Annotated in this window: 22 protein-coding genes, 1 pseudogene and 1 riboswitch; of the genes and pseudogenes, 19 read left to right on the forward strand and 4 right to left on the reverse strand. The window is 53.8% G+C overall.

Translation table 11 applies throughout. The features are described from left to right. Positions 1–7: 7 nt before the first annotated feature. Genes RDU76_09700 through RDU76_09715 form a run of 4 tightly spaced genes read right to left on the reverse strand, consistent with a single transcriptional unit; the run spans position 8 to position 1,996 of the window. Entirely contained in the window at positions 8–178 is a 171-nt protein-coding gene (locus RDU76_09700) for a DUF5668 domain-containing protein (GenBank protein MDQ7799196.1), read from the reverse strand. Positions 179–202: 24 nt separating this feature from the next. Beyond that, complete coding sequence (locus tag RDU76_09705) at positions 203–1,390, reverse strand: DUF4097 family beta strand repeat-containing protein (GenBank protein ID MDQ7799197.1); 1,188 nt, start codon at positions 1,388–1,390, stop codon at positions 203–205. A gap of 1 nt (position 1,391) precedes the next feature. After that, on the reverse strand, positions 1,392–1,763 hold the full coding sequence (locus RDU76_09710; GenBank protein MDQ7799198.1) for a DUF2089 domain-containing protein: 372 nt from the start codon (positions 1,761–1,763) through the stop codon (positions 1,392–1,394). A gap of 29 nt (positions 1,764–1,792) precedes the next feature. Next, a complete protein-coding gene (locus tag RDU76_09715) occupies positions 1,793–1,996 on the reverse strand; it encodes a hypothetical protein (protein ID MDQ7799199.1) in 204 nt (67 codons plus the stop codon). Positions 1,997–2,282: 286 nt separating this feature from the next. Between RDU76_09715 and RDU76_09720 the strand changes: the two genes are divergently transcribed. The 19 genes and pseudogenes from RDU76_09720 to RDU76_09810 all read left to right on the forward strand — a co-directional run. Beyond that, a complete protein-coding gene (locus RDU76_09720; GenBank protein ID MDQ7799200.1) occupies positions 2,283–2,921 on the forward strand; it encodes a response regulator in 639 nt (212 codons plus the stop codon). Positions 2,922–3,022: 101 nt separating this feature from the next. Then, positions 3,023–3,298, forward strand: coding sequence for a LysO family transporter (locus RDU76_09725; protein ID MDQ7799201.1), 276 nt, complete (start codon positions 3,023–3,025; stop codon positions 3,296–3,298). After that, a complete protein-coding gene (locus tag RDU76_09730) occupies positions 3,295–3,897 on the forward strand; it encodes a lysine exporter LysO family protein (GenBank protein ID MDQ7799202.1) in 603 nt (200 codons plus the stop codon). The genes RDU76_09725 and RDU76_09730 overlap by 4 nt, the downstream gene beginning before the upstream one ends. Positions 3,898–3,941: 44 nt before the next feature. Continuing rightward, complete coding sequence (locus RDU76_09735) at positions 3,942–5,246, forward strand: thymidine phosphorylase (protein ID MDQ7799203.1); 1,305 nt, start codon at positions 3,942–3,944, stop codon at positions 5,244–5,246. Positions 5,247–5,259: 13 nt separating this feature from the next. Beyond that, positions 5,260–6,033: an SDR family oxidoreductase gene (locus RDU76_09740; GenBank protein ID MDQ7799204.1), complete on the forward strand. Its 774-nt coding sequence runs from the start codon at positions 5,260–5,262 to the stop codon at positions 6,031–6,033. A gap of 34 nt (positions 6,034–6,067) precedes the next feature. Then, positions 6,068–6,211: riboswitch (molybdenum cofactor riboswitch) on the forward strand. Positions 6,212–6,325: 114 nt separating this feature from the next. Beyond that, positions 6,326–7,954 (forward strand): L-glutamate gamma-semialdehyde dehydrogenase, encoded by a 1,629-nt coding sequence (gene pruA / locus RDU76_09745; GenBank protein ID MDQ7799205.1) that lies wholly within the window; start codon positions 6,326–6,328, stop codon positions 7,952–7,954. A 344-nt stretch (positions 7,955–8,298) separates the two neighbouring features. Further along, positions 8,299–9,126 (forward strand): substrate-binding domain-containing protein, encoded by an 828-nt coding sequence (locus RDU76_09750; GenBank protein ID MDQ7799206.1) that lies wholly within the window; start codon positions 8,299–8,301, stop codon positions 9,124–9,126. Continuing rightward, complete coding sequence (locus RDU76_09755) at positions 9,127–9,945, forward strand: substrate-binding domain-containing protein (protein MDQ7799207.1); 819 nt, start codon at positions 9,127–9,129, stop codon at positions 9,943–9,945. A 203-nt stretch (positions 9,946–10,148) separates the two neighbouring features. Further along, positions 10,149–11,246 carry a porin gene (locus RDU76_09760; GenBank protein MDQ7799208.1) on the forward strand — a complete coding sequence of 366 codons (1,098 nt, stop codon included), beginning with the start codon at positions 10,149–10,151 and terminating at the stop codon, positions 11,244–11,246. Between the two features lie 89 nt (positions 11,247–11,335). Beyond that, positions 11,336–12,031, forward strand: a complete 696-nt coding sequence (locus RDU76_09765) for an ABC transporter permease (GenBank protein MDQ7799209.1) — start codon at positions 11,336–11,338, stop codon at positions 12,029–12,031. After that, the gene (locus tag RDU76_09770; protein ID MDQ7799210.1) at positions 12,028–13,098 is read left to right on the forward strand and encodes an ATP-binding cassette domain-containing protein; all 1,071 of its coding nucleotides are present in this window, start codon (positions 12,028–12,030) and stop codon (positions 13,096–13,098) included. The genes RDU76_09765 and RDU76_09770 overlap by 4 nt, the downstream gene beginning before the upstream one ends. A 45-nt stretch (positions 13,099–13,143) precedes the next feature. Continuing rightward, on the forward strand, positions 13,144–13,695 hold the full coding sequence (locus RDU76_09775) for a transposase (GenBank protein MDQ7799211.1): 552 nt from the start codon (positions 13,144–13,146) through the stop codon (positions 13,693–13,695). After that, complete coding sequence (locus RDU76_09780) at positions 13,692–14,903, forward strand: molybdopterin molybdotransferase MoeA (protein ID MDQ7799212.1); 1,212 nt, start codon at positions 13,692–13,694, stop codon at positions 14,901–14,903. The genes RDU76_09775 and RDU76_09780 overlap by 4 nt, the downstream gene beginning before the upstream one ends. Positions 14,904–14,957: 54 nt before the next feature. Continuing rightward, entirely contained in the window at positions 14,958–15,602 is a 645-nt protein-coding gene (gene mobB / locus RDU76_09785) for a molybdopterin-guanine dinucleotide biosynthesis protein B (protein MDQ7799213.1), read from the forward strand. 36 nt (positions 15,603–15,638) lie between these two features. Beyond that, the gene (locus tag RDU76_09790) at positions 15,639–16,130 is read left to right on the forward strand and encodes a hypothetical protein (GenBank protein MDQ7799214.1); all 492 of its coding nucleotides are present in this window, start codon (positions 15,639–15,641) and stop codon (positions 16,128–16,130) included. Positions 16,131–16,148: 18 nt separating this feature from the next. Further along, positions 16,149–17,441, forward strand: coding sequence for a transcription termination factor Rho (rho, locus tag RDU76_09795; GenBank protein ID MDQ7799215.1), 1,293 nt, complete (start codon positions 16,149–16,151; stop codon positions 17,439–17,441). A gap of 31 nt (positions 17,442–17,472) precedes the next feature. Next, a pseudogene (rpmE, locus tag RDU76_09800) lies at positions 17,473–17,673 on the forward strand (50S ribosomal protein L31). A 267-nt stretch (positions 17,674–17,940) separates the two neighbouring features. Beyond that, positions 17,941–19,854 carry a M14 family zinc carboxypeptidase gene (locus RDU76_09805; GenBank protein MDQ7799216.1) on the forward strand — a complete coding sequence of 638 codons (1,914 nt, stop codon included), beginning with the start codon at positions 17,941–17,943 and terminating at the stop codon, positions 19,852–19,854. Between the two features lie 132 nt (positions 19,855–19,986). Then, on the forward strand, positions 19,987–22,455 hold a 2,469-nt coding region (locus RDU76_09810), incomplete at its 3' end, for a M28 family peptidase (GenBank protein ID MDQ7799217.1).

Here is a 22,455-nt window from a genome sequence, read left to right on the forward strand (position 1 = left end):
TATTGGTTTAGGTTAACGATTCTATCAGGTCGGAGAGGCCGATCAATATGAACACTGCCGGCCAGTCCCTAGCCAGGGAGAAATGCCAATTTATGCTGCCGTAGTTGGAGAGAAGAACGGCCACTCCGGCCGCCACCCAGAAAAGTCCCCAGAAGATCTTTTTTGCGGTCTTTCTCATTGTTCAATCCTTCATTGTTCAGTTTTAGTTTATCTCGATATCGCCGCTGACCGTCTTGACGGTCAGGCTCCCCTGGCCGTCGCCGATCTTTCCCGATAATGTGCGGCTGTTTTTACGAAGATCCGACATCCCTTGTTCGCATTCGATATCGCCGCTGAGGGTCCCGCATTCGACGGATATCGATGAGCCAGCTTTAAGTTCGAGGGACACATCGCCGGAGACCGTGGCTATGGACGAATTGTTGCCTATATTCATGGGGCCGCTGAATTGTACGTCTCCGCTGGTGCTGTTGATCTTGATCTCGCCCGGCTGACCGGACTTTATATCTATATCCCCGCTGACCGTCTGCCCATGGACATTGCCAGACAGCGATGTGCTGACATCTCCGCTGACCGTCTGGAAGGCCAGGTCTCCGGAGCAGTCGCTGACCTCGATGTCGCCGCTGGCGGTGTTTATCTTCAGGGAAGCCTGGCTGCAGCCGGCAACCGCTATATCCCCGGAGGCCGATGACATGATATGCTCACCTTTGCAATCCGATGCGGAGATATCTCCTGCGGCAGTGTTCAGTTTGGTCCCCTTATGCAGGCCGATGACGGTAATATCTCCGCTGGCCGATGATATTTCGGCCAGGATGTTCCGGGGCAGGGCGATGGCGAAATCCACCTTGGCCCGGCGCTTTTTGGTCCAGGGCGGGCCGTCCACCTTGATCTTCAAAATTCCCCCTTCGGTTTCGGTGCTGATATCCAGTGATTTTAGTTTTTCCCGGGCCTCATCCTGCTCCTCGGCCCAGACCTGGATGTCGGCCCGGATGCTGATCTGATCCCCGTCGGTCCCGGTGATCTCGAAATCGCTGCGGGGCTGGGAGACCGACAGAACGGTGACTCCCTGGGCCGGGACGGTGATCACCTTTTCCTCCCGGGCCTTCTCCGAGCCGCGCAGGTCATCCATTTCGATATGAATATCCTTCAACCCTTTCAAACCCTCCTTGACCCCGGCCATGGCCTCGGCCACGATCCTGCCGGGATTTATATGGTGGATATTGTCGCGCAGGGTGTCCATTTCCTCTTTTAACTGGCTGTGGTCGATGCCGAGGTCCCTGAAGGCATGGCGATGCCGGCTTCCGCCCATGGCCGAAAGAAGTGATTCAGCCTCTTTTGAACTGATCTTGCCCTCCTCCAGCATCTTAAGTATTTTGACGGTTTCCTGTGACATCTTATTCTCCTTGTTGGTTGTTTTTCAGCATTTCGGCCGCCTGGGAGGCGGTTATTTTGCCGGCCTCCAGCGCATCAAGCACCTCGGCAGGGGTTATTTTATGGGCCTGCTGTTCCGAGAGGGCCCGGATCACCTCGTCCAGCTTGTTCCTGACCGTGGGGTAGGATATGCCCATCCGGCTTTCCACCTCCTTGATATTGCCCCGCGACAGCACGAAGGTCCGGATGAAATTAAAATGATCCTCGCTCAGGTTCCCCAGGGGGGAAAGGTGGAACTCGCCCCTGACGGCGGTATCGCAGTCAGGGCATTTGAATTCCGATACGTAAAGGTTTCCTCCGCAGGACGGGCAGGCGTTGGGCAACTGTTTGATCATTTTATCTTTGTCCTTATTTGAGTTTTCGATTAATAGTAAAGCGGGACCAATGAATCGAGCCGAGGATTATGGTTCGGGACCGGGGAGGCATGATTGGCTGCCACGATCCTGCTTCTCTGATATTTAACAGTGGCGCGGGTCGAGAACCCGATGCCAGAAATGCCGTGCAGCAAGACAATTCCGGTCCAGATTAGGATCACGGCATAGACCATGATTGCGTTGATGCGGTTCATTTTATTTCTCCTTTGTATGAGGGTTGTTTAATTAGTTCCTTATCAATTATCTGTATTATAACATAAAACATTAAATATGTCAAGACAAATATTAATATATTTAATAATTTTATAAACATACTTTACTTTGTCTATAATAATATCAATTTTCAATTAAAATACGTTAACTTTGTCAAAAGGTTACATATTCTTTATTTTATCAGAAAGAAAACAAATCTTTATTCATCAAAACATAAGTTATTAAAAATTATTGACATTTAAGCTTTTTTATATTATATTTATCTCCATGAGAGCATATAAGTTATTAATTGTAGATGATGAGCCAAACATAACCAGAATATTGGCTTATGAATTGAAAAAAGAGGGCTATGATGTCATTATAGCCAACGATGGCCGGGAGGGGCTGGAAAGGGCTAAAAACGAGAAGCCAGACCTGGTCGTTTCGGACATAATGATGCCCAATATGGATGGCTATGAGTTTTGCCGTCATTTGCAGGAAGACCCCAAACTTCGGGCGATCCCATTCATTTTTTTGACGGCCAAGACGGGCCATGATAACCGGATCTATGGGTACTCCATAGGCGCCCAAAAATATCTTACCAAGCCGGTAAACAAGGAGGAGCTGCTCAAGGCCGTCAACATCAGACTGAAATATTCCAACGAGGCCATCAAGCTGTTCGCCAAGAAGGCCAAGAAATTCGAGGGGGATCTGTCCATCATTTCCATCTTCAGCCTGATAGATATGTTCTCCATCGGGGTGTGGTCAGGTTTTGTCGATCTGAAGTCAATTGACGGCCGGGCGGGCCGGATCGAGGTCTTTGAAGGCTTTATCCAGAAATGTACCATCGATGGACAGGAGGATGCCAACACCTGGACGACTTTGCTGGGATGGAACCAGGGCACCTTTAAAGCGGTGCACGAATAAGCCAGAGAAAGCTCCGGGCACCCCGGAGCTTTTTTTTTGCTTGTATTTTGGCAGAAGATGGGATAAATTATAACCGTAAATAAAAGATATTGAAAAACCATATGTTCACAGTTCTGATCATAATGACCGCCGGGATCATCCTGGGATATTTGATCCGCCGTAAGACTAGAGTTATAAGATATATCGGTAGCGCCATCAATATTGCCATATATCTGTTGCTTTTTCTGCTGGGCATATCAGTGGGCGCCAATGAGACGATAATCAGGAACCTGGCAACCCTGGGGCTGACGGCCATAGCGCTGACTGCGGGGGCGGTGGCGGGAAGCGTGGGCCTTTCCTATTTTACCTACAAGCTGTTCTTCGCTCCAAAAGAATGAAGAACTCACTGATCATCGTCGCTTTTTTCGTGCTGGGGACCCTGGCCGGAATACATCCCCTGCTTCCCGAAGCCTGGATGAAGAACGATCTCAGTTCATACGCTCTGTACCTGCTGATGTTCCTGGTAGGAGTCTCGATCGGCGCCGACCAGAAAGCCTGGGCGGTGCTAAAAAGCGCCAGGCTGAAGATAATCCTGGTCCCGCTGACCGTTATCACCGGCACCCTGGGAGGCGTGGCTTTGGTATCTCCATTTCTCCAAGACATCAACCTGCGGGAATCATTGGCGGTCGGCGCCGGCTTCGGATATTACAGCCTTTCCAGCATCTTCATCGGACAGATCAGCGGACAGGCCCTGGGGGTGGTGGCCCTGATCTCCAATATCTCCCGAGAGATCATCACTTTGCTGGGCACCCCTCTGCTGCTGAAGTATTTCGGGAAACTGGCCCCCATAGCCTCGGGCGGGGCAACCTCCATGGATACCACGCTTCCCGTGATCACCAGATCCACCGGCAGGGAGTATGCCATCATATCCGTTTTCAGCGGGGTGGTGCTGACCATATTGGTGCCGTTCCTGGTGACTTTTATTTTGAAGTTTTGAATTCCGGAATATTTGGCTTACCATATTATATGATCGGAGATTTTATGACCCCTTACGAGATCATCTATAAAAAGCGCAACGGTGGCGAGCTTACGCCGGACGAGATCAAATGGTTCATCGCCAGTTACACATCCGGGGCCATACCGGACTACCAGACCTCGGCCCTGCTGATGGCCATCTTCCTGAAAGGCATGACGGCGCAGGAGACCACCGAGTTGGCCATGTCCATGATGAACTCAGGACGGGTGTTCGACCTGTCGGACATCCCCGGAATCAAGATTGACAAGCATTCCACCGGCGGGGTGGGCGACAAGGTCTCAATAATCCTGACCCCGATGGTGGCGGCGGCCGGGGTGCCGGTGCCGATGGTCTCGGGCCGGGGTCTGGGCCACACCGGCGGGACGCTGGACAAGCTGGAGTCCATTCCCGGTTTCCGCACCAACCTTTCTTACGATGAGTTCCGCCATACTTTGGCCCGGATCGGGCTGGCCATGATGGGGCAGACCCCGGACCTGGCCCCGGCCGACAAGAAACTCTACGCCCTGCGGGACGTCACCGCCACGGTGGACTGCATTCCGCTGATAGCCGCGTCCATCATGTCCAAGAAGCTGGCCGAGGGGGCCGACGGGCTGGTGCTGGACGTCAAGACCGGCAGCGGGGCCTTCATGCAGCAGCACCGAGATGCTTTGGAGCTCACCAGAACCATGACGGCCATCGGGCAGGGAATGGGCCGCAAGATGAAGGCCCTGATCACCGATATGAACCAGCCGCTGGGCCGGGCGGTGGGCAATGCCCTGGAGATCGGGGAATGCGTGGACTGTCTTAAAAGCCAGGGCCCAGAAGACCTGATGGAATTGACCTATGCCCTGGGGGCCGAGATGCTGGTGATGGGCGAACGGGCCGACGACGTGGAGTCCGGCAAAATGATCCTTGAACGGATAGTCTCTTCCGGCCAGGGGCTGGAGAAATTCAAAGAGATGGTGGCGGCCCACGGCGGGGAGGTCAAAGTGGCCGATGATTACAAGAAAGTGCTGCCTCAGGCCAAGCATGTCATCGAAGCCAAGGCGGACAAAGCTGGATATATTCACACCATGGACAGCCGGGAGGTGGGACTGGCCGGGGTCTTTTTGGGCTGCGGCCGGCTGAAGATGGATGATGTGATAGATCCCTCGGCCGGGTTCATCTTCGAACGCAGGATCGGCGACCAGGTCAAAGCCGGGGAGGCCATGGTCAAAATTTACTGCAACGATGAGCAGAAGGGGCAAGAAGCGGTTAGAAGATTAGTGAATTGTATTCAGATTTCTGAAGCCAAGCCGGAAGAAGTGAGATTGATAAAAGAGATAATATAAACAGGGTGTTCTAATGCAGGATTTAAAGAATAAGATAGTTTTGATCACCGGGGCCTCCAGCGGGATCGGGCAGGCCTCCGCGGTGGAGTTAGCCAAGCATGGCGCCAAACTGATCCTGGCCGCCCGGCGCAAGGAACGGCTGGAGGAGCTGAAGTTCCAGCTGGAAAAGGAATACCAGGTCAAGGTTTATCTGATAATCCTTGATGTGCGAAACCAGAAGGATGTGCAAAAGGCTGTGGACGGACTGCCGGCGGAATGGGCCAACATCGACATTCTGCTGAACAACGCCGGGCTGTCCCGGGGGCTGGAGAAGATCCAGGAAGGGGTCATCCAGAACTGGGAAGAGATGATAGACACCAACATCAAGGGCCTGCTCTATGTCACCCGGGCGGTGATGCCGGGCATGGTAAAGCGGAACTCCGGGCATATCGTCAACATCGGCTCCATCGCCGGGCACGAGGTCTACCCCGGAGGGAACGTCTACAACGCCACCAAGTTCGCGGTGAAGGCTCTGAACAAGGCCATGCGGCTGGATGTCTTCGGCACCAATATCCGGGTAACCAGCATCGATCCCGGCATGGCAGAGACGGAATTCTCCCTGGTGCGTTTTCATGGGGACTCCGAGCGGGCCGCAAAAGTGTACCAGGGGGTGAGACCGCTGACGGCTCGGGATATCGCCCAGGCGGTGGTCTGGTCCTGCTCCCGGCCGCCGCATGTCAACATAGAGCAGATGATAATCACTGCCACCGACCAAGCTGCCGCGGCCATGGTGAACCGGAAACAGTAAAATTTGACAGTGGAACTGATTTTTGTTATAATCACATAAATTAAATCTCCGATCCCGTTTTCCTAACGCAGAGATGCCACGGATCCCGGGACGGTTCCGTCCGAAAAGGGCGGACAAGGGTAGGGCCGGAAACGGCTTTGCCTCCCGTATTTTGGAAAGGAGAGGTGGTCAAGAATGCAAGCGATCCGTCAATTATAACGGGCCGCATTGTGGTCCTTTTGCGCCTATCCTTCCAAAATTTTCAAGGATGGGTTTTTTTATTATCAAATCACAATAACAGCAAGAGGTACCAATGAACAACGCGGTATTCAACACGGCCCTGCCCGGCAATGAACCAATTTACGGTTACCTGAAAGGCTCGCCCGAAAGGGCCACCCTGGAAAAGGAACTGGAACGGCAGTCCTCCATAATCGTGGACATTCCGGCCATCATCAACGGGCGAGAGGTCCGCACCGGAAAGACCAAAGACGTGGTGATGCCCTGCGACCACGGCCATGTACTGGCCAAATACCATCAGGTGGGGCCGGAGGAGGTCAAGCTGGCCATCCAGGCGGCCTGTCAGGCCAAGGAAAACTGGATGACCATGTCCTGGGTGGAGCGCACCGCCATCACCTTGAAGGCCGCCAAACTGATCGCCGACAAATACCGCAATCTGATCAACGCCTCCACCATGCTGGGGCAGGGCAAGAACGTATTTCAGGCGGAGATAGACTCGGTGGGCGAGACCATTGATTTTCTTCGGTTCAACGCCTATTTCATCTCCAAGATCTACGGGGAACAGCCGCTTTCCACTCCGGAGCAGATGAACCGGGTGGAATTCCGGCCGCTGGAGGGGTTCGTCTTCACCATCACGCCGTTCAATTTTACCGCCATCGGCTCCAACCTGAACATGGCCCCGGTGCTGATGGGCAACACCACCATCTGGAAGCCGGCCACCACCTCGCTGCTCTCGAACTATTACCTGATGCAGGTCTTTAAGGAGGCCGGCCTGCCCGACGGGGTGATCAACTTCCTGCCCGGCTCGGGCGCGGTCATCAGCGGAGTGGCCCTGAAATCCAAGGAACTGGCCGGGATCCACTTCACGGGGTCCAACACCACCTTCAACAGCCTGTGGAAAGGCGTCTCGGACAACCTGGGAACCTACAAATCATACCCCAAATTAGTGGGGGAGACCGGCGGCAAGGATTTTATCTTCGTCCACAATTCCTCCGATCCCACCCAGGTGGCCGCGGCTTTTGTCCGGGGAGCTTTTGAATACCAGGGGCAGAAATGCTCGGCCTGCTCCCGGGGCTATGTTCCAAAATCATTGTGGCCCGAGGTCAAAGACAGGATGCAGGGCATGCTGAAGCGCATCAAGCTGGGCGATGTCAGGGATTTCAACTGTTTTGTCAATGCGGTGATAGACGAAAGATCGTTTGACTCCATCATGGGCTATGTGGCCAAGGCCAAATCTAGTTCCAATGCCAAAATCATCGCCGGCGGGGAAGGCGACAAGAGCAAGGGATATTTTATCCAGCCCACCGTGATAGAAACTTCCGATCCGCATTTTGTGACCATGGAGGAGGAGATCTTCGGGCCGGTGCTGACCATCTATGTCTACGAAGATGACCAGTTCGAGGAGACCCTGAAGATCTGCGACAGCACCTCGCCCTACGCCCTGACCGGGGCCATCTTCGCCCGGGAGCGCTCGGCCATCGTCACGGCCTGCCAGGCACTGCGCTATGCCGCCGGGAACTTCTACTACAACGACAAGTGTTCCGGGGCCATGGTGGGATTGCAGCCGTTCGGCGGCGCCCGGGCCTCCGGCACCAACGACAAGGCCGGCGGGGTCTACAATCTTTTGCGCTGGATCTCGCCCCGGACCATCAAGGAGAACTACCTGCCCCCGGTAGATTTTCCCTACCCATACATGGAAAAATGAAAAACTAAATGCTCAACCGGTGCCAACCCCGGTTGTCGCGTTAAAACGATCAGTGAGCATCGCAGTTGATGGCGGTTAAAAGCTTGTCTGCGCCTGTTTGAGGGCTTGGCAAAAGCCCGAGTTCAGACAAGCCCGCCAGCAACGAGAAGCGCAACGCCCGGAGAGTTTTAAGCGACGTGCTTTTTCTTTTGGTTCTTTTCTGTTTGGCGGTACAAAAAGAAAATAACAATAACGTATAAAATTGCATTCATACTCAATCCAGGCTATTCTTGCTGCTTTATCAGAGCAAGATAGATTATCATTAAATAACTATTAACCCATCATAAACACTTTTAGGAGAAACAATGAAGAGGTTCACCACCCTGGCGCTTTCCCTGCTTCTGGTGCTTTCCCTGCTGGCCCCGGCGGCCCTGGCCAAGGACAAGCCCAAGCTGGTCCTGGCCACCACCACCAGCACCATGGATTCGGGACTGCTGGATTTCCTGGTTACCGTCTTCGAAAAGGAGAACCGATGCAAGGTGCAGATCATTGCGGTGGGCACCGGCGCCGCCATCCGCTACGGCAAGGACGGCAACGCCGACATCGTGATGGTCCACGACCCGGCGGCCGAAGAAGTGGTGGTCAAGGAAGGGTTTTTTGTGGAGCGGAAATACCTGATGTACAATGATTTTGTCATCGTGGGACCGGTCGAGGATCCGGCCGGCATCAAGGGTCTGGCCTCGGCCACCGAAGCGCTGAAGAAGATAGAGGCTTCGCAGTCTGTTTTCGTCTCCCGGGCCGACCAGTCCGGCACCCACAAAAAAGAGGAGAGGGTTTGGGCAGCAGCCGGCATTGTCCCAAAGGGCTCCTGGTATCTGCAAGCCGGGGCCGGGATGGAGGCCATCCTGCGCATCGCCAACGAAAAGCGGGCCTACAGCCTGACCGACCGCGGCACCTATTTGGCCCACCAGAAGGAATATGAACTGCCGATCCTGAACGAGGGGGACAAGGAACTATTCAACCCCTATCACATCATGCTGGTGGCCCCGGCCAAGTACCCGTTCGTCAATTATTCCCTGGCCAAAAAGTTCTCGGACTTCCTGACCTCGGAGCGCGGCCAGAAGCTGATCGCCGAGTATGGCGTGGACAAGTACGGCCAGCCCCTGTTCTACCCGGCGGTGGAGAAGAAATAGATGAAAAAGATCGCATTAATTGGCATAATCATCCTTTCATTAAGCTCTTTGGTGCTGGCCGGGCAGACCCTGATCGTGGCCTCCACCATGAGCCCCTACGATACCGGGCTTTACACCGACCTGCTGCCCAAGTTTGAACAGCAGAATGACTGCAAGATCATGTTGTATTCCCTGCCCACCGGCAAGGCCCTGGGCCTGCTGCAGTCCGGGGCGGCCGATGTGGCCATCGTCCACGACCGCAAGGCCGAGGACGCGGTGCTGCTGGCCGGTTTCGGCACAGAGGCCTGGGACCTGATGTACAACGATTTTGTGCTGGCGGGGCCGCTGGACAACCCGGCCGGGATCGACAGCTCGATGCCCGACGTCAAAGCGGCTTTGTCCAAGGTACGGGATTCCAAAACCAGGTTCTATTCCCGGTCCGACATGTCCGGCACCCACCAGAAGGAGATGGCCCTGTGGCAGTCCGCCGGGATAGACCCGATTGACAGCGAGTGGTATTCCGAGACCGGGCTGGGCACGGTCAAGGTCTTAACCAAGGCCAACAAGGACGGGGCCTACACCTTGGCCGACCGGGCCACCTGGCTGACCTACAGCAAGGATTACCCGAACCTTAAGATCGTCTGCCAGCGCGACCAGCTTATGCTTAATTACATCCGGATCATCACCGGGTCTCCGGCCAAATATCCCCACATCAACTACGACCTGGCGGTAAAGTTCGTGAAATTCATGCTCTCGCCCGAAGTGCAGGAGATGATCCGGGTCTCGGGCGTGGATAAATTCGGAGAGCCCCTGTACATTCCCGATGCCAAAAACAAATAACCAAAAATGATTATCCAACTTACTAAGGAACCTTTATCCACAGATTAACGCAGATGGTAACGATTTTATTTATATATATAAATATTTACTTGAATATGAAAAATCTGTGAAAATCTGTGAAATCTGCGGATAGAAAACCTTTTGGTGTGTGTTCCTAAGCTAATTGGATAGACATTCAACCAAATATCTAAAGGAGAGAGATAATGAAAAGAATATTTTTATTGGCCATGGTCTTTGCCTTAGCCGGATCAGCCTTTGCCTTTGATGTTAAGACCGACGCCAAGCAGGCATACCCCACCTTCAAGGTTTCGGGCTGGCTTAAGATCACCTACATGGACACCTTGTACCACGACACCCTGGTCGCCTACCCCTCGGGCTTCGAGGCCAAGGATGCGGCCATCACCGTCAGCGGAGACGCCTGGCAGGACCTCTCATACAGGATCTGTCTGCAGTCAAACAAGGCCACCAAGGTTTCCACCAGCACCGTCTATGCCGCCTGGTTGTTGGATGCCTACGCCGAATGGAAGCCCTCCAAGCTTTATTCCTTCCGGGTGGGGCAGTACAAGAGGCCTTTCGGGTTCGAACAGCTGACCGCGGCCACCGGCATGGATTTCATCGGCGCCGCCCAGATCACCGGGAAGTTCAACACCAGCAACCGGGAGGTGGGGGTGATGGGCTTCGGCGTATGGAACGACCTGAACTATTTCCTTTCCCTGGGCAACGGCTCACCCTACAACGAAAAGGACGCCAACGCTTCCAAGACAGTGTTATCCAAGATCGTCTATGCGCCCCTGGCCGGCATGACCATGGGCGGCTCGGTGGAATACGGCACCCAGAACACCGCCGGAAAGAGCTATTACAACCGCCACGCCGGGCTGGAGGCCAATTACGAGCGGGGCCAGCTGTTCGCCCGGGGCGAGCTCATGATAGGGCAGGATGACAAGGTCATGGCGCTCGATTCGGTGATGGTTGGATCCATCTGGGTTTATAAGTCTAGCGTAGACCTGAACCTGATGCGCGGCGGATATCTGACGGTCGGCTATGTGCCGCTGTCAAAGCTGAAGGTCAATGTTCGGGGGGACTTTTACCGGGAGAACTGCCAGTGGGATCTGGTCACCGACGGCACCAACGCCTGGTGGGATAAAAAGGAAAGCCGGGTAATAATTTATAATCTGGGCGCGGATTATTACCTGAATCCCAACACCAAGGTCACACTCAACTACGACATCAAACAGGAAGATATGGCGCTTCGTCCGGTGAAGAACAACATCCTTTCGGCCCAGCTTCAGGTGAAGTTCTAAACAGGGTTTTGTTTGGTCAATAGAACATAGGAGCGCATTTCAACGGCGCTCCTACTGTCTTTCAATCAAGATTTTGCTATTATCATATCATGTTCAATTTGATGCAAAGCCTGCAGCAGGCCCTGGGTCTGCTGCAGAAATTCGACCCCGAGATCTGGCAGATAGTCCTGTTATCCCTGCAGGTCTCTTTAGCCTCTTCGCTGATCGCCGTCATTTTGGCCGTCCCGCTGTCCCTGGCCATCACCCAGAACGAATTCAAGGGCAAAAGGATCGTCATCGGAACGGTCAACAGCTTCATCGCCATCCCGGCGGTGGTGATCGGGCTGGTCTGCTATCTGCTTCTGTCGCGCTCGGGGCCGCTGGGTTTCTGGCATCTACTGTATACGCCCTCGGCCATCATTATCGCCCAGACCCTGCTGATCATCCCGCTGATGACAGGCCTAAGCATCTCGGCCCTGCAAAGTCTGGGACATAGAGTGAAGGAGACCATGATCACCCTGGGGGCCGGCCGCTGGCATCTTACTTTGGGAATAATGCGCGAGGTCCGCTTTGCCCTGGCCGCGGCCTTCATCACCGGCTTCTCCCGGGTGCTGGGCGAGACCGGCATGACCATGATGGTGGGCGGCAACATCAGGGGCGAGACCCGGGTGATGACCACTTCCATCGCCCTGGAGACCATCAAGGGCAACTTTGAGCTGGGGATAGCGCTGGGGCTGGTGCTGTTGATAGTGGCCATCGGGATCAACATCGTCCTTCAGGCAGTGCAGGGGAGGGCCGGGCGATGAAGATCGTGGCCTACAACCTATCAAAAAGTTTTGACGGCAAGCCCGTGCTCAAGGACGTTTCGCTGACCATCGATAATTCAGGCATCTATGCCCTGGTGGGGCCCAACGGCTCCGGCAAGACAACCCTGATGCGAATGCTGGCCCTGCTGGAGAAGATCGATTCCGGCAAACTGAAATACAAGGTGCGGGACACGGAGGGTTATGCGACCCTGAATACCTCCCCGGGTGTCAGAAGAAAGATGGCGCTGATCCACAACCCGGCGGTGATGCTGTCCGGCACGGTGCGCTACAACCTGGAATACGGCTTGCGGGTGCGGGGAGTGTCCCCGCCGGAGCGGAGAAGAAGGTCGGACCAGGCGCTGGAGACCCTGTCATTGCGGGGTTTCGGGAAACGCGAGGCCAGGACCCTGTCGGCCGGGGAGATCCAGCGGGTGGCCCTGGGCCGGGTGCTGACGCTGGACCCGGAGGTGGTGTTTCTGGACGAGCCCACCGCCAACCTGGATCCCTTGAGCGCCAAGCTGATAGAAAAGACCATTCTGGATCTGGCCTCCCGGGGCAAGAAAGTTGTTTTGGCCACCCACAACCTGTGGCAGGTGGAGCGGATCGCGGACTGGGTCTGGTTCCTCAACGACGGGGTGATCTCCATCTCCGGCACGGCCCAGGACGTTCTGCACAAGGGTGATCAGGCCTTTTGGGGGAAGTTTTTGGGACGGGACAATTTGTTCAAAGGGGAAATTGTTAAAATAGGAAATGGGAAGTTGTTTCAGATAGGAGATGCAAAGTTTGAGGTGGCGACCGGGCTGGAAGGCCCGGCCATGGCCAGTCTTAATCCCAATGAGATAATTTTGTCATCGCAGAAATTAGTCAGCAGCGCCCGCAATGTGCTGGAGGGTGTGGTTACCGAAGCCGTTTCCGAGGGCGGGTTGTACAAGGTCACGGTGGACGTAGGCATCCCGCTGGATGCGGCCATTACCAAGGCCTCGTGGGACGAGATGGGATTGCAGAAGGGAAGCAGGGTGTATGCGGTGTTCAAGGCCAGCAGTGTAAGGGTATGGAAGGAGGAATAGGCATCTGGGAGTGGACTCTAGGGTTTAGATTATTGGGGATTTGGGATGTCTAAATTACACCACCGTAACATTCGCTTGCCGGAATATGATTATTCCAGTGAGGGCGCATATTTTGTTACAATATGTACCCAGGATCGGGAATGTATTTTGGGTGATATAATTGACGGTCAGAGGATATTGAGCAAACATGGCCGGATAGTTGAACAATGTTGGAACGATCTGGTGAATCATTACACGGGTTTTGAATTAGATATGTTCGTTATTATGCCCAATCATGTTCATGGGGTCATTGTTATAACGGGGATCGTGAATGTCATAATAAATGTAGGGGATGGTTTAAAACCATCCCCTACAGGTCGAATAATTGTCAAATCGCATGGTTTGACGGAAATCATCCGGGCGTTTAAAACATTTTCGGCCCGTAAAATCAATGAACAAAGAAACACCCAGGGGCAAAAGGTCTGGCAGCGCAATTATTACGAACATATTATACGTAATGAAATATCTTTGAACAAAATACGCGAATACATCATCAATAATCCCCGTAACTGGCATACTGATGGCAATAATCCACACAGGATAGTGCAAAAACCATGATCTCTTTTCACGAAGCGCGCAGTAAAATGCTGGAGGACATAAAACCCTTGCCCCCAGAAAAATGCCGTCTGGAGGACCTCTTGGGCCGGGTGCTGGCCCAGGACATCACGGCCTCGTTCGATATCCCGCCCAGGGACAACTCGGCCATGGACGGCTTTGCCGTAATTGCCGCCGATGTGGCCGGGGCTTCGGAGCAAAGTCCTGTGGCACTACAGGTGATCGAGGACGTCCCGGCCGGGAAGGTGGCCACCAAGTCATTGAAGCCGGGGCAGGCCATAAGGATTATGACCGGGGCGCAGATACCTGCTAATGCTGACAGCGTCATTCCTGTTGAGCATACCCGTAAAATAGGAAATGGGAAATTGGAAATTCGGGCTGTTGAAAGTATTTCTGTCGGAGCCAATGTCCGCAGGCGGGGCGAGGATGTTAAGACAGGGCAGTTGCTGATAGCCAAAGGAACCAGATTGCGGCCGCAGGAGGTGGGGCTGATCGCTTCTTTGGGCTTGACTGAAGTCCTGGTCTCCAAACAACCGGTGGTGGGGATAATCTCCAGCGGCAACGAAGTGGCCGCGCCGGGCCAGACGCTGAAACCGGGGCAAATATACGACGCCAACCGTTTCAGCATCGGCGGGCAGGTGAAAGAAACCGGGGCACTGGTAAAAGATTATGGCATCATCGTTGACGATCTGGAAAAGATCAAGGAGACCCTGAACCTGTCGGCCCGGGAATGCGATGTGGTCATCACTTCGGGCGGGGTCTCAGTGGGCGACTACGACCTGATGAAACAAGCGCTGTCGGAACTGGGTAAGATGAACTTCTGGCAGGTAAAACAAAAACCGGGAAAGCCGCTGGCCTTCGGGCATATCAACGGCAAGCCGGTGGTTGGCCTGCCGGGTAACCCGGTTTCCTCGATGGTGGTCTGCGATCAGTATGTGCGGCCGCTGTTGCTAAAAATGCAGGGGGCAACAAATATTATTAGGGGACAGGTGACAGCCTACAGCGACCAGGGAATAAGGAAACAGGCCGGCAGGACCGAGTTCCTTCGCACAAAAGTAAAATGGCAGGACGGGGCGTACCACGTGGTCCTCACCGGGCCGCAGGGGTCGGGTATACTGACCTCCATGGTCCAGGCCGACGGGCTGATGATCCTGCCGGAGGAGTGCGAGGGGGTAAAGCCGGGAGACAAGGTGCAGATAGAACTATTCTGATGATGTAAACGGTTTCAACTTCTTAAACCTTTCAAACCTTTTAAACTTAAAAAAATGCAGCCAATAATCTCCTTCGTCGGACATTCCAACTCCGGCAAGACCACACTGATCGAGCAGATCGTCCGCATCCTCAGCCGCAAGGGCTACCGGGTCGGGGTGCTCAAGCACACTCACGGCGCCATCAAGGCCGACAAGCGCGGGACCGACACCGACCGTTTCCGTCTGGCCGGAGCAGGGATATCTTCCATCTGCGACGACAAAATGCTGGTGAGGTTTGAGAAGGCCCAAGGCCATAGTCCCAAGGCCATAGTTCAAGCTTTGAGCAAGGAACTGGACCTGCTGATCATAGAAGGATACAAAAAAGAACATTACCCCAAGGTGCTTTTTTCGGATGAATTGTCGGTTGCCGATCTAAAGGGCGTCATTGCCACCGTGGGCAAGAAAAAGATTTCTTCAGGCAAGGTCCGGCATTTTCAGCCCTCAAAGATAACCGAGATCATCAAGTGGCTGGAGCGTGATATCATCATTCCCGGCCGAAAAAACCGTCAGGTGGTCATAGAGGTGGACGGAAAAAGGCTTCCTTTGAAAGATTTCGTGGCCGATATAGTCAAGGAAACAATCCGCGGGGCCCTGGGCACGCTCAAGGGCGGCAAAGGGCGTAAGGTAGATATCTCTATTGACTTCGGCCGGAAAATATAGTATCCTTAGGCAAAATTGCGTTTGGGGGAAAGTGTTATGTACAAGTTAGTTCTATCCCTTCTGGCCGTGCTGGTCATCTCCGGCTGCGGGAAGAAGGAGGAGCCCAAGGTGGCGGAGGTGCTGGAGCCGGCAAAACCGGCCATGGTAGCCAGAATCGGTTTCATCAAGGGCGACGTCCAGAAGCTGCTGAGCGGCAAGTGGGTGCCGGCCGCCATCGGCGACACCCTGTATAAGGGGGACTGCCTGAGCCTCCCCGAAAAGGCCGAACTGCAGCTGATCGATGCCCAGGGAGGGACTCAGAACCTGGCCGGACCCCAGACGGATGAAGTGACCAATCTGTTGGAAAAGACCACTGTTGCCTCGGAAGCCAAAGCGGGGAACAAGGTCATAAAAAGCATTCAGAAGATACAGGGCACCAAGCAGACCCTGACCACCCAGACCCCCACCGCCGTGGCCGGCATCCGGGGGACCGCCGGACGCAAACCCATGCCTCCCGATTCCACCCAGCAGGACAGCACCTCCCAGTAAACACAACCGGATATATATTTGGATATTGTCGAGCTTAAATCCAAGACGGTCTCCGAACTGTGCAACATAGCCAAGGAGCTGGACATCCAGGGGGCCAGCGGATTGAAGAAGCAGGAGATCATCTATAAGATCCTGCAGGCCCAGGCTGTCCGCAACGGCCTGGTGTTCGGCGGCGGGGTGCTGGAGGTGCTGCCGGACGGATTCGGTTTCCTGCGTTCGCCCGATTACAGCTACATGCCGGGCCCGGACGATATCTACGTGGGGCCCACCCAGGTCAAGCGCTTTCTTCTGCGCACCGGCGACCTGGTGACCGGGCAGATCAGGCCGCCCAAGGAGGGCGAGAAGAACTTTGCTCTTTTAAAGGTCGAGGCCATCGACCAGGAGAACCCGGAGACGGCCCGGGACCGGATCTTTTTTGACAACCTGACCGCGCTGTATCCCCAGGAGAGGATAGTGCTGGAACGGGGGGCCTCCGACTTCTCGATGCGGGTGATGGACCTGCTGGCGCCCATCGGCAAGGGCCAGCGGGGTCTGCTGGTCTCGCCGCCCCGGGCTGGGAAGACGGTGCTGCTGCAGGATATCGCCAACAGCATCACCGCCAACCATCCCGAGGTCGTGCTGTTCATCCTGCTGATCGACGAGCGGCCGGAGGAGGTCACCGACATGCAGCGGCACGTCAAGGCCCAGGTCTTCAGCTCCACCTTCGACGAACCACCCGAGAGGCATGTCCAGGTGGCCGACATGGTGCTGGAGAGGGCCAAGCGGCTGGTGGAGCGGAAGAAGGACGTGGTGATCCTGCTGGATTCCATCACCCGGCTGGCCCGGGCCAACAATGCGGTGATACCGCATTCCGGCAAGACCCTGTCCGGCGGGGTGGACTCCAACGCCCTGCAGCGGCCCAAGCGGTTCTTCGGCACCGCCCGCAACATCGAGGAGGGCGGCAGCCTGACCATCATGGCCACCGCCCTGGTGGAGACCGGCAGCCGGATGGACGAGGTGATCTTCGAGGAGTTCAAGGGCACCGGAAACATGGAGCTGGTGCTGGACCGCAAGCTGGCCGACCGCCGGATATTCCCGGCCATCGACATCAACCGTTCCGGCACCCGCAAGGAGGAGTTGCTGCTGGGGCCCGAGGCCCTCAACCGGTCGTGGATCCTGCGGAAGCTGCTGAGCGACATGAACCCGGCGGAGGCCATGGAGTTCCTGCTATCGCGTCTCAAGGGCACCAAGTCCAACAAGGATTTCATCACCGCCATGAATGCCTTCGAGGGCCGGGAGAACAACGACAAGAAATCCAGGAACCGAGAATAATAAAAATAATCAATAAATCAACGAGGTCAAAATGAAAAAAGGCATCCATCCCAAGTACGAGACAACCACCATCACCTGCGCCTGCGGCAACGTGATCCCCACCAAGTCGACCCTGAAGGATATCCGGGTGGAGATCTGCTCCAACTGTCATCCCTATTTCACCGGCAAGCAGAAGCTGATGGACACCGCCGGCCGGGTGGAACGTTTCAACAAGCGTTACCGCAAGGAAGGCGCCGAGGTCAAAAAGGAAACGGCCGTCAAGAAAGAAGCCGCCACCAAACCGGAAGTTGCCGCCAAGAAGGAAACGGTCGTCAAGCCGGAAGCCGCCCCCAAGAAGGAAACGGTCGCCAAGAAAGAAGCCGCCCCCAAGAAGGAAACTGTCGCCAAGAAAAAATAGGCAGGCCGGTCCATAATATATATGCAACATCGGGCCGAGCCTGCCTGATGTTGCTTTTGTTTTACCGGATCGCGGGATAAATCATTATCTGATGGTTGAAAAATGAAGAAACTAGTTATTCTCCTTGCCCTTTTAAGCATAGGGTTTGCGGGATCTCCGTCTCATGCCCAGGAGGTCGGAAAGGCCGGGTTGATCCCGGTGAAGATATACATCACCACCCATGATGATGTATACAAATTCAATGCTCTGGGGGTGGGCATCGAAGAACTTAAGGACGGCTATATCGAGGCCCGGATCACCCAGGAAAAGATATTTGAGCTGATCTCTTTGGGCTGGAAGGTGGAGCCCCGGGAGGAGGAAAAGGTCGATCCCAAGATTATCACGGCCTATCATGACCATCCCTGGCTGACTGCCAAGCTGGACTCGGTCCATGCCGACTATCCGGCCATCACCAAAAAGATATCCATCGGCAAATCGGTCCAGAATCGCGACCTGTGGGCCTTTCTGATAACCGACCATCCCGATTCCGCCGAGAACGAGGCCGAGGTCAGGTTCACCGCCACCATCCACGGCAATGAGCCGGTGGGGACCGAGATATCCATCGCCTTGATAGATTCCCTGACCGCCGGTTACGGCATCGTGCCGGCCATAACGGACCTGGTGGACAGCCGGGAGATATGGTTCCTGCCGATGTTCAATCCCGATGGCAACACCACCAACCTAAGGGTCAACGCCAACGGTGAGGATCTCAACCGGGATTTCCCGGTGCCCGACGGCTCCATTGGGGACGACGGGGACTGGGTGGTGGAGCAGGAGAACCAGAGATTCATTGATTTCTGGAGCGGGAAGCGGGCGGTGTTGTCGGCCACCTACCACGGCGGGGCGCTGATCGCCAATTATCCCTGGGATTATATGGATTCTTCGGCAATGTCCCTGGAGCCGCCCGACCTGGACCTGGCCCGGCGGGTCTCCATCAACTATGCGGTACTGAATCCGCCGATGTTCAGCACACCCAGCCCCTCCACGCCCTATGACAGCGGGGCCATCTACGGCTATACCTGGTATCCAGTCCACGGCACCCTGCAGGACTGGTCATACCACGCCACTTCCTGTCTGGATATAACCATGGAGATCTCCACAAACAAATGGCCTGCGGCCGCAACCCTGCCCTCGTATTGGGCCGATAACCGTGAAGGGATGCTGTATTTCATCCGGCAGGCCGGCTGGGGCGTACAGGGCATTGTCACCGACTCCCTGACCGGGCTGCCCATCAACTGGGCCTCGGTGGTCCCCTTCGGGATAGACAAGCCGGTCTACACCGACACCATCGGCGATTACCACCGGATGCTGATGACCGACCAGTACGACCTGATCTTCTCGGCAGTGGGCTACCATGAAAAGTGGGCCTCCGATATCCGGGTGAGGATCGACAGCCTTACCAATCTGGACATGCAATTGGCGCCGATACTGGTCACCGGCATTGTCAGCGACAGTGACAGCGGGACCCCCATCCCCGGGGCGCTGGTGGAGATCGTCGGCCTGAGAAGCGATACCACCGACAGCTTCGGAAATTATCTGATACGCTGGAACCAGGATGATTATTACAGCCTTAAAGCTTCGGCCGCGGGATACACCACCGTCATCTACGACAGCCTGAAGTTCGAGAACGACAGCACCATCAATTTCAGCCTGTCCACCGACAGCGGGGTGGCCGGAAGACCGGGGGTCAATGTCTTCATCACCCGGCTGGAACAGCCGTTTCCCAATCCCAGCGGGGCTGTCGTGACCATTCGTTACCAACTGGCAGCGGCCGGCCCGGCTTGCTTGGATATCTACGATATCACTGGACGCCGGGTAAAGAGCCTGCCCCAGGGTACCGTGCCGGCTGGTGCGGTGCGGATCTTCACCTGGGATGGCAGCGACCAGTCAGGGAAAAAGGTCTCGGCCGGGGTCTATTTCTGCCGGCTGTCGGCCGGGGGCATGAATAAAACCCGGAGAATGGTAATACTTCAGTAAAACTGTAATTGTAAGCCTACAGGCTGCCCATATGGGCGGCCTTTTTTTATGTAAAAAATACTGTTGACAAAGGATAATATTGGATATATAGTTTGGTCAGATTATAATCCTATAATTGTAGGAGGGCGGGCCATGAAAAAGCTGTATATTCTGGCGGTAATATCTGTCCTGGCGATTATAACCGCAGAAGGCATTTGCTCTCCGGTATTGATATCGGTGGAACTGCCGACCGCAGGGAGCAATAAGGTGTGGCATCAGCTGAATATACCTACATATGAACTTATAGACAATACGGCCATAGCAGAGGTGGATGAAGGTCAAATATCATTAATAAAGCAAAGAGGCTATCAGATAAACATTATTGATCAGCAACCCGATTTGGCCAAATATGTAATTGTATCAAATATTGGCAGAATGCCTGAACTGGCAGGGAATTCTATATGGAAGAATGACAAGACGGCGATAATAAAGACGTTACCAAAGGACGCTTTAAGAGACCGAAAATATAAACATCAAATCCGACCTTTTAACACCAAACCCTTGGGAGACCGGTTCTGGAAGAGTGTTACCACCAAGTATGTTCCGTTGAAGAACATTCCCTATGATCCTTTCATTCAAAGCCTGGTGGACCAGGTGAATGCCGATTCGATAGCTTCGTATATACAAAGGTTGCAGGATTTTCAAACAAGATACCTGTTAAGTGACAGTAACTATGCCGCAGCCGAGTGGATAAAACAGAAACTTGAGTTATGGGGCTATCTTGCCATACTCGACAGTTTCTATGTCAATGATACCATTCAACTGACAGATACGATATTCTTGATAGGCTATGGTCGTAACGTAATCGCAAATAAGCCAGGATCATTAGATGCATTAAAAATGATATTTATTAGTGGACATTATGATAGCGGGCCAACCATCAGCGGATCATTGTCATTATCTGAATGTCCCGGGGCCGATGATAATGGCTCGGGCACCGCCAGTATGATGGAAATCGCCAGGATGCTGAAAGATTATCAAACGGATATTACTGTTAGGTTTATCGGTTTCGATTCTGAAGAAAACGACATGCGTGGGCCAAAACATTATGCACAAGAGGTAGACAGTGCAAAGGAAGAGTTGGAAGCTATCATAGACATGGATATGATAGGCTATCAAGACGGATTGACTCCAAACGCTAACATACTCTATGGCGACAATGAGTGGCTCGGACTGCTTTGTTCCGAAATCGGTCAATTGTATATGCCGGAGTTGACTTTGAATATTATTCCCGAATCAGGATGGTCAACCGGTCCTTTCGAGGATTTTGGTTATCCAGCTCTTACATATACTGAACCGTTGAATTCATATCCCTACTATCATACGATCCAAGATCTCTTAATTTACTTAACACCTCAACAATACGATTGCGTAACAAAGACAGCGCTGGCGACGATAGCTGCATTGGCCGTTTTCCCCTCGACTGTTTCTGACGTGACTGTCGATCAAACATCGGATTCTACTAGTCTTGCAGTAATTTGGTCGGCCAATGATGAATACGATGTTGTGGGATACCGGGTATGGTGGGGGATGCAGAGCGGTGTATATACTGACAGCACATATATATCAGGACGTTTTGCAACTAATGTCATCATTGAAGGATTGCAATCTTGTCAAAAATATTATATTACTGTGCGGGCTGTTGATGAGCACTATCATTTTAGCCTATTAGCCCAAGAAGTTATTGGCGTGCCATTTATATATTCATTAAACCAAGGAGTTCTTTTAGTGGATGAAACCAACAATTGGACAACAGGAAGTTTACCCAGTGATGCCCAGCAAGACAGTTTTTATAACTACATATTATCAGATTATAAATATGAACAATATGAATATAGTTCGACCGATCAAAAACCGATATTGGCAGATTTCGCACAGTATTCGACAGTAGCTTGGTTTGCAGATGACTATACTACTCTTTTGGCCCCAGGGGCCATGGCTGACATTAAGACTTATCTTGATAATGGAGGTAAATTATGGTTTGCCGGCTGGAAACCGACCGGTAATATCAGGAATAATGCCCTCTACCCGGCCGACTTTACCTCTGGTGACATATTCTTTGATAACTTTAAGATGTCTCATGCCGAGTTGTCCAGCACAGTCGATTCTTTCCAGACAGCCGTGGGCCTGAAAGGATATCCGGACATCAATGTGGATACTTTGAAGTACCCATCCACCATCTGGGGCATGACAATACGGAGTATCGAAGCCCTTACTCCGACGGGGGCAGGTGATACGATCTACTCGATTGATATGAAGAACGACGGCAGTCCGTTTGAAGGCAAAGCCTGTGCGGTGAGAGATTCGGGGAAGACGGTGTTCTTCGGGTTTCCCTTATACTTCATGGATAAAGAGCAGGTGAAAGCAGCAGTGCAGAAGGTAATGGCGGAGTTCGGGGAACCGTATGGGGTGACCACGGAGCGGCCAGGGGACAGCAACCAGAAACCAGTGCTCAGACTGTACCAGAACGCTCCAAATCCGTTCAGCAAACAAACCACTATCAGGTATCAACTGCCGAAAGCCGGGCGCGTCAGCCTCAAGATTTATAACGTAACCGGGCAG

This window comes from Candidatus Edwardsbacteria bacterium (assembly GCA_031082425.1).
Lineage (GTDB): Bacteria > Edwardsbacteria > AC1 > AC1 > EtOH8 > UBA2226.

Excerpts from the sequence above, each read along its gene's own strand:
- RDU76_09700 (MDQ7799196.1), bottom strand. The coding sequence starts at position 178 with ATGAGAAAGACCGCAAAAAAGATCTTCTGGGGACTTTTCTGGGTGGCG.
- RDU76_09705 (MDQ7799197.1), bottom strand. The coding sequence starts at position 1,390 with ATGTCACAGGAAACCGTCAAAATACTTAAGATGCTGGAGGAGGGCAAG.
- RDU76_09710 (MDQ7799198.1), bottom strand. The coding sequence starts at position 1,763 with ATGATCAAACAGTTGCCCAACGCCTGCCCGTCCTGCGGAGGAAACCTT.
- RDU76_09715 (MDQ7799199.1), bottom strand. The coding sequence starts at position 1,996 with ATGAACCGCATCAACGCAATCATGGTCTATGCCGTGATCCTAATCTGG.
- RDU76_09720 (MDQ7799200.1), top strand. The coding sequence starts at position 2,283 with ATGAGAGCATATAAGTTATTAATTGTAGATGATGAGCCAAACATAACC.
- RDU76_09725 (MDQ7799201.1), top strand. The coding sequence starts at position 3,023 with ATGTTCACAGTTCTGATCATAATGACCGCCGGGATCATCCTGGGATAT.
- RDU76_09730 (MDQ7799202.1), top strand. The coding sequence starts at position 3,295 with ATGAAGAACTCACTGATCATCGTCGCTTTTTTCGTGCTGGGGACCCTG.
- RDU76_09735 (MDQ7799203.1), top strand. The coding sequence starts at position 3,942 with ATGACCCCTTACGAGATCATCTATAAAAAGCGCAACGGTGGCGAGCTT.
- RDU76_09740 (MDQ7799204.1), top strand. The coding sequence starts at position 5,260 with ATGCAGGATTTAAAGAATAAGATAGTTTTGATCACCGGGGCCTCCAGC.
- pruA (MDQ7799205.1), top strand. The coding sequence starts at position 6,326 with ATGAACAACGCGGTATTCAACACGGCCCTGCCCGGCAATGAACCAATT.
- RDU76_09750 (MDQ7799206.1), top strand. The coding sequence starts at position 8,299 with ATGAAGAGGTTCACCACCCTGGCGCTTTCCCTGCTTCTGGTGCTTTCC.
- RDU76_09755 (MDQ7799207.1), top strand. The coding sequence starts at position 9,127 with ATGAAAAAGATCGCATTAATTGGCATAATCATCCTTTCATTAAGCTCT.
- RDU76_09760 (MDQ7799208.1), top strand. The coding sequence starts at position 10,149 with ATGAAAAGAATATTTTTATTGGCCATGGTCTTTGCCTTAGCCGGATCA.
- RDU76_09765 (MDQ7799209.1), top strand. The coding sequence starts at position 11,336 with ATGTTCAATTTGATGCAAAGCCTGCAGCAGGCCCTGGGTCTGCTGCAG.
- RDU76_09770 (MDQ7799210.1), top strand. The coding sequence starts at position 12,028 with ATGAAGATCGTGGCCTACAACCTATCAAAAAGTTTTGACGGCAAGCCC.
- RDU76_09775 (MDQ7799211.1), top strand. The coding sequence starts at position 13,144 with ATGTCTAAATTACACCACCGTAACATTCGCTTGCCGGAATATGATTAT.
- RDU76_09780 (MDQ7799212.1), top strand. The coding sequence starts at position 13,692 with ATGATCTCTTTTCACGAAGCGCGCAGTAAAATGCTGGAGGACATAAAA.
- mobB (MDQ7799213.1), top strand. The coding sequence starts at position 14,958 with ATGCAGCCAATAATCTCCTTCGTCGGACATTCCAACTCCGGCAAGACC.
- RDU76_09790 (MDQ7799214.1), top strand. The coding sequence starts at position 15,639 with ATGTACAAGTTAGTTCTATCCCTTCTGGCCGTGCTGGTCATCTCCGGC.
- RDU76_09805 (MDQ7799216.1), top strand. The coding sequence starts at position 17,941 with ATGAAGAAACTAGTTATTCTCCTTGCCCTTTTAAGCATAGGGTTTGCG.